This window comes from Kitasatospora sp. NPDC093102 (assembly GCF_040683915.1).
Taxonomy (GTDB): domain Bacteria; phylum Actinomycetota; class Actinomycetes; order Streptomycetales; family Streptomycetaceae; genus Kitasatospora.
Genome location: NZ_JBFBFA010000044.1, coordinates 53754 through 65637 on the forward strand (window position 1 = coordinate 53754; position 11884 = coordinate 65637).

The window sequence follows — 11884 nt, forward strand, 5'->3', positions numbered from 1 at the left end:
ACGCACGACGGGGACAATCCCGGCGAGGTTCCGTCAGACTGAGGGCTCAGCGCCCGCCTCGCCTCGCTCCGCAGACCCTTCGCCCAGAGCGCTCCTCCTCCTGGTTCGCTCTCCCCGGCCTCCGGCCGGGGGTACCCCCATCGCTCGCTCAGTTCCACACGTGGTGGTGCGGCCCGGATCAGCCGGTGCGGCAGCCGAACGGAAGGGGAGGTTCCGACTCCTTCTCCGACACCCCGTTTGCGTGATTGCGCTTGGTTGCACCTAGCATCGTTCAGTCCCTACCCCGCACATCGGAGATTTCCGTGCGTTTTAGCCTGACCCCGAAGGAGACGAGCTTCTACGACATGTTCGCCGCCGCGGCGGAGAACCTCGTCGTCGGATCGAAGCTCCTTTTGGAGCTGCTGGGATCAGACGTGTCGGCCCGTGCGGAGATCGTCGAGCGCATGCGCGCCGCCGAACACGCCGGGGACGACACCACCCATGCCGTCTTCCACCAGCTGAACTCGTCCTTCATCACGCCCTTCGACCGCGAGGACATCTACAGCCTGGCCTCGTCGCTGGACGACATCATGGACTTCATGGAGGAGGCCGTCGACCTGGTCGTCCTCTACGACATCCAGACCCTGCCGAAGGGCATCGAGCAGCAGATCGAGGTACTGGCGCGCGCCGCGGAACTCACCGCCGAGGCGATGCCGAACCTGCGCAGCATGTCCAACCTCACCGAGTACTGGATCGAGGTCAACCGGCTGGAGAACCAGGCCGACCAGATCCACCGCAAGCTGCTCGCCCACCTGTTCTCCGGTCAGTACGACGCCATCGAGGTGCTCAAGCTCAAGCAGGTCGTGGACGTCCTTGAGGAGGCGGCGGACGCGTTCGAGCACGTCGCCAACACGGTGGAGACCATCGCCGTCAAGGAGTCCTGACCCCCGTGGACATGGCAGCACTCATCGTCGTCATCGGCGTTGCGTTCTTCTTCACGTACACCAACGGCTTCCACGACTCGGCGAACGCGATCGCGACGTCGGTCTCCACCCGGGCGCTCACCCCCCGGGCGGCGCTGGCGATGGCCGCGGTGATGAACCTGGCCGGAGCGTTCCTCGGCAGCGGCGTGGCGCACACCGTCTCCAAGGGGATCATCGAGACCCCCTCCGGCAGCCAGGGGATGGCGATCCTGTTCGCCGCCCTGGTCGGGGCGATCGCCTGGAACCTGACCACCTGGTACTTCGGCCTGCCGTCCTCCTCCTCGCACGCGCTGTTCGGCGGCATGGTGGGCGCGGCGCTGGCCGGCGGCGTCGACGTGATCTGGAGCGGGGTCCTCGACAAGATCGTCATCCCGATGATCGTCTCGCCGGTGGTCGGCCTGATCGGCGGCTTCCTGGTGATGCTGGCGATCCTGTGGATCTTCCGCCGGGCCAACCCGCACCGGGCCAAGCGCAACTTCCGGGTCGCCCAGACCGCCTCGGCCGCCGCGATGGCCCTGGCGCACGGCCTCCAGGACGCCCAGAAGACCATGGGCATCGTGGTCATGGCACTGACCATCTCCGGCCACCAGTCCGGCAACGGGATCCCGGTCTGGGTGAAGATCTCCTGCGCGACCATGCTCTCGCTGGGCACCTACGCGGGCGGCTGGCGGATCATGCGGACGCTCGGCCGCAAGATCATCGAGCTGGACCCGCCGCAGGGCTTCGCGGCCGAGGCCACCTCCTCGGCGATCATGTACATCACCTCGTTCGTCTTCAAGGCGCCGATCTCCACCACCCACGTGATCACCGCGGCGATCATGGGCGCGGGGGCCACCAAGCGGATCCGCGCGGTGCGCTGGGGCGTCGCGAAGAACATCGTGCTCGGCTGGTTCATCACGATGCCGGCGGCCGCCATCGTCGCAGCGCTGATGTACTGGTTCGTCCACCTGTTCTGGGGCTGACGGCCCCGCAGGACGCACGAACGGGCAGGGCCCGCCCCCACATCTCGGGGGCGGGCCCTTCTCCATGTCCCGCGGCGGCACCGCCATGCAGCACCACGGGACAGCTTGCGGTCCGTCACGGCCCCTGCGCCTCGGCGCCGCCCGTGACGGGTTCCGGTCTAGCCGAAGCGGCCGGAGATGTAGTCCTCGGTCGCCTGGACCGACGGGTTGGAGAAGATCCGCTGGGTGTCGTCCAGCTCGATCAGCTTGCCCGGCTGGCCGACGCCGGCCAGGTTGAAGAAGGCGGTGCGGTCGCTGACGCGGGCCGCCTGCTGCATGTTGTGGGTCACGATGACGATGGTGAACTGCTCCTTCAGCTCGCCGATCAGGTCCTCGATGGCGAGGGTGGAGATCGGGTCGAGCGCGGAGCAGGGCTCGTCCATCAGCAGGACCTGGGGCTCGACCGCGATGGCGCGGGCGATGCACAGGCGCTGCTGCTGACCGCCGGAGAGGCCGGCCCCCGGCTTGTTCAGCCGGTTGTGGACCTCCTTCCAGAGGTTGGCGCCCTTCAGCGAGCGCTCCACCACCTCGTCCAGCACGGACTTCTTCTTCACGCCCGCGAGCCGGAGTCCGGCGACCACGTTGTCGTAGATCGACATGGTCGGGAACGGGTTCGGGCGCTGGAAGACCATGCCGACCGAGCGGCGCACGGCGACCGGGTCGACGTTGGAGGCGTACAGGTTCTCGTCGTCCAGGAGGACCTTGCCCTCGACCCGGGCGCCGGGGATCACCTCGTGCATCCGGTTCAGGGTGCGCAGGAAGGTGGACTTGCCGCAGCCGGAGGGGCCGATGAAGGCGGTCACCGAGCGGGGCTCGATGCTCATCGAGATGTCCTCGATGGCCTTGGTGGTGCCGTAGTAGGCCGACAGTCCGCTGACGTCGATGCGCTTGGCCATGATCGTTGCTTCTCTCGTCTGTCTCGTACGTCAGTCGGTCGCTCAGTGCCCGCCCTTGGGCGAGCGCCAGCGGGCGATGCCCCGGGCGATGAGGTTGAGCCCCATCACGAAGGCGATCAGCACCAGCGCCGCACCCCAGGCACGGGCGTAGCCGTAGTCGTTGTTGACCTGCGAGTACTGCTGCCAGATGTACATCGGCAGGGACTGCTGCGGTCCGTCGAACGGGTTGCTGTTGATGTAGTCGGCGCCGAACACCAGCATCATCACCGGGGCGGTCTCGCCCGTGATGCGGGCGACCGCGAGCATCACACCGGTGGTGATGCCGCCGATCGCGGTGGGGAGGACGATCCGCAGGATGGTCTTCCACTTCGGCACGCCGAGCGCGTACGAGGCCTCGCGCAGCTCGTTCGGGACGAGCTTCAACATCTCCTCGGTGGACCGGACCACGACCGGCATCATCAGGATCGCCAGCGCGAGGCTGCCCGAGAAGCCGGAGTAGCTGAAGCCCAGGGCGAGGTTCCAGAGCGAGAGGATGAACAGACCGGCGACGATCGACGGGATGCCCGTCATGACGTCGACGAAGAAGGTGACCGCCTTGGCGAGCTTGCCGCGGCCGTACTCGACCAGGTAGACGGCGGTCAGCAGACCGATCGGGGCGGCCATCGCGGTGGCCAGGGCGACCTGCTCCAGGGTGCCGATCAGCGCGTGGTAGATGCCGCCGCCGGGCCCGGACTGGATCACGCCCTTCATGGAGTGGCTCAGGAAGAACCCGTTGACCACCTCGCTGCCCTGCTGGACGGTGTAGACCGTCAGGGCGACCAGCGGGACGACGGCCAGGATGAAGGCGACCCAGACCACCGAGGTGGCGAGCCGGTCCTTGGCCTGCCGGCGGCCCTCGACCCGGGCCGAGAGGACGTAACTGATCAGGACGAAGAGCAGGGCCGAGATCAGGCCCCACTGGAGGTGGCTGGCCGGCCCGCCGACCGCGCCGATCCCGCAGCCGAGGGCGATCGAGCCGAGGGCGACGACGGCCGGGGCCCACTTGGGCAGTCGGTTGGCGGTCAGCGGACGGGCGACGGGCCGGGCGTCCTCGACGACGACGGTGGCGGTCATGCGTTGGCCCCCGAGTACTCCTTGCGGCGGGCGATGATCAGTCGCGCGGCACCGTTCACCAGCAGGGTGATGACGAACAGGACGAGGCCGGAGGCCATCAGGGCGTTGCGGCCGTTGTCACCGGCCTCGGCGAACTTCAGCGCGATGTTCTGCGCGAAGGTGCCGCCGCCGGCGTCCAGGATGTGCAGCGACAGGACGTTGCTGGCGGACAGCACCACCGCGACCGCGATGGTCTCGCCGAGCGCACGGCCGAGGCCGAGCATCGAGGCCGAGATGATGCCGGGGCGGCCGAACGGCAGCACCGCGGTGCGGATCATCTCCCAGCGGGTCGCGCCGAGCGCGAGCGCCGCCTCCTCGTGCATCCGCGGCACCTGGCGGAACACCTCGCGGGAGACCGCGGTGATGATCGGCAGGACCATGATCGCCAGCAGGATGCCGACGGTGAACAGGTTGCGCGGGGTGCCGGTCCTGGTCTGGTCGAAGATGTACGTCCAGCCCATGTACTCGTTGAGCCAGCTGGTCAGGCCGTCCAGGTGCGGCACGAGGAAGAGTGCGCCCCAGAGGCCGTAGACGATGCTGGGGACGGCGGCGAGCAGGTCGACCAGGTACGCGAACGGCTGGGCGATCCGGCGCGGCGCGTAGTGCGAGATGAACAGCGCGATCCCGATCGCCACCGGGACGGCGATCGCCATCGCGATGACGGCACTGACGATGGTGCCGAAGACCAGGACGGCGATGCCGAAGACGGGCTTCGGGGCGTCCGGCGTCCACTCGAAGCTCGTGAAGAAGTTGCCCTCGTTGGTGCTCAGGGCCAGGACCGACCGCCAGGTCAGGAACGCGGCGATGGCGGCCATGATGACCAGCAGCAGGATGCCCGAGCCCCGGGCGAGGTTCATGAAGATCTTGTCGCCGACGCGGCTGTCGCGCGGTCGGCGTTCCCTGCCTCGCGGGGCGGCAGGGGAGGATGAAGTCATTGGTCTACTCCGGTCTGGTGGTGCCGCCCCGGAAGGGGGACGGCACCATGGCGGCGGTGCCCCGGACGTGGTGCTGGGTGTGGTGCGTTCCGGTGGGGCGGCCCCGGCCCCCCTCGCTCACGGGGCCGCCCCACCGGGGGTCCTGTCGGGTCAGGCCAGGGTGGTGATGACGCCGTTGACCTTGTCGGTCACGGCCTTCGGCAGCGGGACGTAGCCCTTCTCGCCGACGGCCTTCTGGCCCGCGTCGCTGGCCGTGTAGGTCAGGAAGGACTTCAGGGTGTCGAGGGTCTCGGCCTTGTTGCCCTTGTCGCAGACGATCTCGTACGTGATCAGGACCAGCGGGTAGGAGCCCTCTTCCTTGGTCGCGTAGTCGAGCTTCAGCGCGAGGTCACTGCCGGTGCCGGCGGCCTGAGCCTTGGCGATGGTGGTGGCGGCGTTCTCGGCGGTGGCCGCGACCGGCTTGGAGGCGCCCGTGTTGATCTCGGCGCTCTTCAGGCTGTTGGTCTGGGCGTAGGCCAGCTCGACGTAGCTGATCGAGTTCTTGACCTGCTTCACCTGGGCCGAGACACCGGCGCTGCCGTTGGCCGACTGGCCGCCCTTGCCCGCCCAGGCCTTGCCGGCCGGGTAGGACCAGGCGCCGCCGCCGGCGGCGGCGAAGTACTTGGTCAGGTTCTCGGTGGTGCCGGCGTCGTCCGAGCGGTGGAAGGTCTGGATCTCCGCGTCCGGCAGCTTGGCGCCCGGGTTCAGGGCCGCGATCGCCGGGTCGTTCCACTTGGTGATCTGCGAGTCGAAGATCTTGGCGGCGGTCGGGCCGTCCAGGACCAGGTTGTCGACACCGTCGACGTTGTAGACCAGCGAGATCAGACCGCCGACCATCGGCAGGTCGATGCCCTGGCCGCCGGTGCAGACCGCCTTGGAGGCGTCGATCTCGGCCGGCTTCAGGGCCGAGTCCGAGCCGGCGAACTGGATCTTGCCCTGGTTGAACTGCTGGATGCCGGCGCCGGAGCCGCCACCCTGGTAGTTGATCGTGCTTCCGGAGCAGGCGGCGGCGAAGCTGGTCTTCCAGACGTCCATCGCCGCGCCCTGCGCGGTCGAGCCGGCGGCGATCAGCGAACCGGCCTTGCCACAGTTGATCGCGGCGGCCGCGGCGGAACCGCTGGAGCCGCTGGACGCGGTCGAGTTGTTGTTGTTGTCCGACCCGCAGGCAGCGAGCGACAGCGAGCTGACGAGCGCCATGGCACCGATCGCGAGGGCCTTGGAGCGGCCGTTCCGCTGGAGCTTCACAGGGGTGTCCCTTTCTGTGGCATTGCCCTTGCGCGGGCCGTACGTGTACGGCGCAGCACGGGTTTTGCTGTGGTCCGGGGCCCGTTCGGCCCTCCGGTGGTCCCGAAGTTAGGCCGGGTAAGTGACACGACAGCCGGTCACAAGTGAACGGAGAGTGAACCTCGAACGGATGACAGGAAACTACGTCAGGTAGTAACGGTTGCGTCACGGCAAGGGCGCAGGGAGATCACTTGCACCGTTCCTTCGCCGGTGCCGCCCCTGCCGTCCGCACCGGCTTCGCCCCCAGGACCGCCAGCAGGGCGTCGACCAGCAGCCGGTCGTGGTCGTGGGTGAGCCGGGCGCGGGCCTTCCCGGCCGGCAGCCACTCCAGCCGGTCCACCTCCCGGTTCGGCCGGAAGGACCCGCTCGACGGCACCGCCGCCCAGTAGCGGACCTCCTTCGGACGGCCCTGCACCTGGTAGTGCTGAGCGGGCAGCTCCGGGCCCAGCAGGCAGCGGAACCCGGTCTCCTCCCGGACCTCGCGCAGCGCCGCGTCGGCCATGCCCTCGCCGGGTTCGAGCTTGCCCTTCGGCAGGCTCCAGTCGTCGTACTTGGGCCGGTGGATCACCGCGATCCTCGGCCGCCCCAGCCGGCCGCTCTTCTTCAGCCGGCCCGGCAGCCACAGCACCGCGCCCGCCGCCAGGATCACCGGGGCGCGCCCCACCCCGGTCACGCCCCCCGCCACCGCCCGGCCGGTACGCGGGCGCTCGCCCAACTCAGACCGTCCCGGGCGCGGCGGAGTGCCCCCAGGCGTCGGCCGGGAGGAGCTCCAGCCAGCCGTCCGGGGCGGGCGGAAGGTCCGGCCAGCTGCGGCCGACGGCGTACCGCGCCGACTCCACCTCCAGCCGCTGGTCGGCGTGCACCACGCCCAGCACGTACGCGGTCGCCGGGGTGATCCGCGGGGTGCGAGCCGCGGTGGCGGCGGTGACCGCGGCGTCCGCGGCCTCCTGCTGCCGGGCCAGCACCACGTCCAGCTCGTCCAGCTCGGAGGACGGGCGGCCGCACACCTCCAGCGCGTACCGGGCCCGCTTCACCAGGATCCGCAGCCGGGCCCAGGGCGCGTCGTCGGCCGCCAGCGCGGTGTCCGCGTCCGTCGCCCCGCGGGACGCCGGCACCGTGCCCAGCCGGCGCAGCCCGTCCCCGCCGTACGGCGTCGCGGCCCGCTGCAGCGGCAGCTGCTGGGCGCCCGCGGACAGCGCCGCGAACGCGGCGGCGGCCTGCGGCAGCAGTACCGCCGGGGCCCGGCCGCCCGCCGACTCCAGCATCGGCGCCTCGCCGACCAGCAGGGTCATCCGGTCCGCCAGCGCGTGCAGCCGGGCGGAGCGGAGCTCCTGGAGCGCCGTGGAGTGCGCCCTGGTCCGGGCCAGGGTCAGCTGCCGGTCCAGCAGCGCCCGCGCCTTGGGCGCGCCCGCGTGGCCGGCCAGCATGCCCGTCCGGTCCGGGTCGGTGCCGCTCAGCGAGTCCAGCGCGCCCAGCAGCCGGGCCGAGCGGCGGACGTAGCCCGGCTCCAGCGCCAGCAGGTTGAGCAGCCAGCGCAGCTCGGTGCGCGACTCCTGCGCCCAGGTCTGCTCGAAGACCGAGCCGAAGGTGTGCAGCAGCCCGCCGATCCGCCGGACGGCCCGCAGCAGGTCCGAGGTGCCGGCCGACGGGACGATCGAGGCCGTCCCGGGTCTGGCACCGACCTCGCCCACCGCCAGCGGCAGCGCGCGCAGGAAGGCGCCGGCCTGAACGGTGAGGTGGCGGGAGAGGATGTCCCCGGCGGTCGCTGTGGAGGCCGCCTGGGCCGTCATCGGCGCTTCGGTCATGGCGTGGTAGATCCCCGTTCCCCCGGGGCGGTCCCCGGAGCTGGTGGCCGACCGCCGGAAGCAGCTGCCCGTGAGTCCCGCGGGCCCGCTGCTCCGGCGGCTTCGCATCAGTGGACGTCAGCGTGAGGTGGCGGCCCGGCGGCGCTGGCGTGAGTCGATCAGCAGGTCCTGGACGTGTCGCAACGGCCGGTCCTCGGCGTCCTGCGAGTGGCGGGTCCACGCGCCGTCCGGCCCCAGGTGCCAGGACTCGGTCCCGTCCGACACCCCGAGGTCGATCAGCCCGGAGAGCTCGGCGCGGTGTGCCGGATCGGTGATCCGCAGCAGCGCCTCGATCCGGCGGTCCAGGTTGCGGTGCATCATGTCGGCGCTGCCGATCCAGACCTCCGGATCGCCGTTGTTGCCGAACACGAAGATCCGGGAGTGCTCCAGGAAGCGGCCCAGGATGCTGCGGACCCGGATGTTCTCGCTCAGCCCCGGCACGCCCGGGCGGATCGCGCAGATCCCGCGCACCCAGACGTCCACCGGCACCCCGGCCTGGGAGGCCCGGTACAGCGCGTCGATCACGGCCTCGTCGACGATCGAGTTGACCTTGAGCTTCACGTAGGCCGGGCGGCCCGCCCTGTGGTGGGCGATCTCGTTGTGGATCCGCGAGACCAGGCCGTCGCGCAGACCGCGCGGGGCGGTCAGCAGGCGGCGGTAGGACTCGCGGCGCGAGTAGCCGGAGAGCCGGTTGAACAGGTCCGAGAGGTCCGCGCCGACCTGCGGGTCGGAGGTGAGCAGACCGAGGTCCTCGTACAGCCGGGCCGTCTTCGGGTGGTAGTTGCCGGTACCGACGTGCGAGTAGCGGCGCAGGGTGTCGCCCTCCTGCCGGACCACCAGCGAGAGCTTGCAGTGCGTCTTCAGCCCGACCAGGCCGTACACCACGTGACAGCCGGCCTCCTCCAGCTTGCGGGCCCACTTGATGTTGGCCTGCTCGTCGAAGCGCGCCTTGATCTCGACCAGCACCAGCACCTGCTTGCCGGACTCGGCCGCGTCGATCAGCGCGTCGACGATCGGCGAGTCGCCGGAGGTGCGGTAGAGGGTCTGCTTGATCGCCAGCACGTCCGGGTCGGCGGCGGCCTGCTCCAGGAAGGCCTGCACCGAGGTGGAGAAGCTGTCGTACGGGTGGTGCAGCAGGACGTCGCGCTCGCGCATCGCGGCGAAGATGTCCGGCTGGGAGGCCGACTCGACGTCGGTCAGCCCGCGGGCCGTGCCGGCCACGAACTTCGGGTACTTGAGCTCCGGGCGGTCCAGCTCGGCGATCCCGAACAGCCCGGTCAGGTCCAGCGGCCCGGGCAGCGGAAAGACCTCCGCCTCGGTGATGTTCAGCTCCCGCACCAGCAGGTCCAGGATGTAGGGGTCGATCGACTCCTCGACCTCCAGCCGCACCGGCGGGCCGAAGCGCCGCCGCATCAGCTCCTTCTCCAGGGCCTTGAGGATGTTCTCGGTGTCGTCCTCCTCCACCTCCAGGTCCTCGTTGCGGGTGACGCGGAAGGCGTGGTGGGCCAGCACCTCCATCCCCGGGAAGAGCTCCTCCAGGTGGGCGCCCATGACGTCCTCCAGCGGGACGTACCGCTGGGGCGAGGCCTCCAGGAAGCGGGCCAGCGATTGCGGCACCTTGACGCGCGCGAAGTGCTTGTGCCCGGAGACCGGGTTGCGCACCACCACGGCCAGGTTGAGCGAGAGCCCCGATATGTACGGGAAGGGGTGCGCCGGGTCGACGGCCAGCGGAGTCAGGACCGGGAAGATCTTCTGCCGGAACAGCGTGTGCAGCCGGGCCTGCTCCTTCTCGGCCAGCTCCGGCCAGCGGACCACCTCGATGCCCTCGGCGGCGAGGTCCGGCAACACCTCCTGCTGGAAGGCGGCGGCGTGGCGGGCCATGAGCTCGCGCGAGCGGGTCCAGATCAGGTCCAGCACCTCGCGCGGCTGGAGGCCGGACGCGCTGCGCTGGGCGACACCGGTGGCGATCCGGCGCTTGAGGCCGGCCACCCGGACCATGAAGAACTCGTCCAGGTTGCTCGCGAAGATCGCCAGGAACTTCGCCCGCTCCAGCAACGGGATGCCCGGGTCCTCGGCCAGCTCCAGGACCCGCTCGTTGAACGCGAGCCAACTGCGCTCGCGGTCCAGGAAGCGGCCTTGCGGCAACGCTTCGAACGTCTCCTCGTCCGTGGCCGGCAGCTCCGGCGGAACACCCAGCGCACTGGACATCCGGGCCGTGGGCGACAGCGGGGCAGAGACGGGGCGAGGGATGCTCATGGGCTCCAGCTCCTCCAGCAGCAGGACGGCGTCCGGACGCGAATGGCTCTGCGGGCCGTCGCCCTCGCCCCGGACCAGGCCCGGGGACAACGCCCACCCTCCGGGCGCGGTCCGTACAGGACCGGCCGGTGCGGGGCGGTCGACTCTGCACGAGCGAGACACTACGGACTTCATCCTGTGATCTTCGCGGCAGCAATTGAATCCACGGTAAACACCGCATGGCCAGGAGGAAAGCTGAGTCGGTCGGGGCAAGGGGCGCTGCCGCCCCGCCCCTCGCCCGCAACCGCTCGGGGGCCGCCCCGACCGCTTTCGGCAGAGCCGAAAGGCTCAGGAATCCGGTGCGAGGACGCTCCGTAGATCCGGAAGCGAAGACTCCGGATGCTTCGAAGGTCCCCGAGGGTCCGCAGCGGCTAGGCCGGCCGGTTCGCCCGGTACTGGGCTCGGTACATGAGGTCCACCTCGTGAATGGCGAACCCCAGTCGTTCATATACCCGCACGGCGGCAGGATTGTCGGCGTCGACGTAGAGCAGCACGGTTTCCAGACCGCGCTCCCCGGGGCCGGTACCGGTCAGGTGGCGCAGGCCCGCCGCGGTCAGCGCGCGGCCGAGGCCGCTGCCCTGCTCGGCCGGGTCCACCCCGACCACGTACACCTCGCCCAGCTCGGGCTCGGTGGCGGTGGCCGGGTGCACCTTGGTCCAGTGGAAGCCGACCACCTTGCCGTCGCGCGTGGCGAGGAAGAAGCCGGCCGGGTCGAACCAGGGCTCGGCGATCCGCTCGGCCAGGTCCTGGGCGGTCCAGGCGCCCTGCTCCGGGTGGTGGGCGAAGGCCAGGGCGTTCAGCCGCAGCCACGCGGCGTCGTCCTCCCCCGGACGGAAGGTGCGGAGCTCGATGCCCTCGGGGACGGCCACCTCCTCGGTCTGCCGGCCGGTGCGGCGCATCTGCCGCAGCTCGCGGACCAGCTCGGCGCCGTACGCCTCGGCCAGGTGCCGGGCCGCCGGGTGGCCGCCGTGCACCCAGAAGTCCACCGCTTCGCGCCCCGCCCGATGGGCCTGCGCCAGGACGGCGTCCACCAGCGGGCGGGCCAGGCCACGGCCCCGGGCGGCCGGGTCGACCACCAGCTCGGCGGCGGGGTTGGCGGCCGGGTTCTCCGGTACTTCGAGCTGGCCGTAGCCGCGGACGGCTTCGGCTTCGCCCCCGGTCCCGGCTTCGGGCCCGGTTTCGGTCTCGACGAGGTGGATGACGCCCGGGCGCGGAGTCTCCGCGTTCCGCAGCCGGAGCCGGCCCTGCTCGGACACGGCGGCCCGGCCGTCCACCGTCTGGGCCTCCGCCAGAACACGCAGGGCGCCGTCGCGCTGCTCGGGCCGGAGCACATCGTTCGCAGTGACCGCTGTCTGATCGTCCATGCCCTGACGATACGTCACCGGAAATGCGAAGAACCCCCGATCCGAATGGATCAGGGGTTCTTCAGAATAATTGTTCGGCGGCGTCCTACTCTCCCACAGGGTCCCCCCTGCA

10 protein-coding genes are annotated in these 11884 nt (G+C 70.6%); 2 read left to right on the forward strand and 8 right to left on the reverse strand.

The features are described from left to right. The first annotated feature begins 302 nt into the window (after nucleotides 1–302). Together AB0O11_RS33090 and AB0O11_RS33095 are read left to right on the forward strand one after the other, a co-directional pair. Nucleotides 303–923, forward strand: coding sequence for a DUF47 family protein (locus AB0O11_RS33090; protein WP_030059626.1), 621 nt, complete (start codon nucleotides 303–305; stop codon nucleotides 921–923). A gap of 5 nt (nucleotides 924–928) precedes the next feature. Then, the gene (locus tag AB0O11_RS33095; RefSeq protein ID WP_363394427.1) at nucleotides 929–1924 is read left to right on the forward strand and encodes an inorganic phosphate transporter; all 996 of its coding nucleotides are present in this window, start codon (nucleotides 929–931) and stop codon (nucleotides 1922–1924) included. Nucleotides 1925–2082: 158 nt separating this feature from the next. Here AB0O11_RS33095 and pstB read toward each other — a convergent pair whose 3' ends face one another. The 8 genes from pstB to mshD all read right to left on the reverse strand — a co-directional run bounded on the left by pstB (nucleotide 2083) and on the right by mshD (nucleotide 11772). Further along, nucleotides 2083–2859, reverse strand: a complete 777-nt coding sequence (gene pstB, locus AB0O11_RS33100; protein ID WP_224282803.1) for a phosphate ABC transporter ATP-binding protein PstB — start codon at nucleotides 2857–2859, stop codon at nucleotides 2083–2085. Nucleotides 2860–2901: 42 nt separating this feature from the next. Further along, entirely contained in the window at nucleotides 2902–3972 is a 1071-nt protein-coding gene (gene pstA / locus AB0O11_RS33105) for a phosphate ABC transporter permease PstA (protein ID WP_363394429.1), read from the reverse strand. Next, nucleotides 3969–4946 (reverse strand): phosphate ABC transporter permease subunit PstC, encoded by a 978-nt coding sequence (gene pstC, locus AB0O11_RS33110; RefSeq protein WP_363394431.1) that lies wholly within the window; start codon nucleotides 4944–4946, stop codon nucleotides 3969–3971. The genes pstA and pstC overlap by 4 nt, the downstream gene beginning before the upstream one ends. 150 nt (nucleotides 4947–5096) lie before the next feature. Next, entirely contained in the window at nucleotides 5097–6230 is a 1134-nt protein-coding gene (gene pstS / locus AB0O11_RS33115) for a phosphate ABC transporter substrate-binding protein PstS (protein WP_363394433.1), read from the reverse strand. A 226-nt stretch (nucleotides 6231–6456) separates the two neighbouring features. Next, nucleotides 6457–6933, reverse strand: a complete 477-nt coding sequence (locus tag AB0O11_RS33120) for an NUDIX hydrolase (RefSeq protein WP_363394444.1) — start codon at nucleotides 6931–6933, stop codon at nucleotides 6457–6459. Between the two features lie 52 nt (nucleotides 6934–6985). Then, a complete protein-coding gene (locus AB0O11_RS33125) occupies nucleotides 6986–8074 on the reverse strand; it encodes a CHAD domain-containing protein (protein ID WP_363394435.1) in 1089 nt (362 codons plus the stop codon). Between the two features lie 117 nt (nucleotides 8075–8191). Further along, nucleotides 8192–10369, reverse strand: coding sequence for an RNA degradosome polyphosphate kinase (locus tag AB0O11_RS33130; RefSeq protein WP_363394446.1), 2178 nt, complete (start codon nucleotides 10367–10369; stop codon nucleotides 8192–8194). Between the two features lie 410 nt (nucleotides 10370–10779). Continuing rightward, nucleotides 10780–11772 (reverse strand): mycothiol synthase, encoded by a 993-nt coding sequence (mshD, locus tag AB0O11_RS33135; RefSeq protein WP_363394437.1) that lies wholly within the window; start codon nucleotides 11770–11772, stop codon nucleotides 10780–10782. Nucleotides 11773–11884 lie beyond the last annotated feature (112 nt).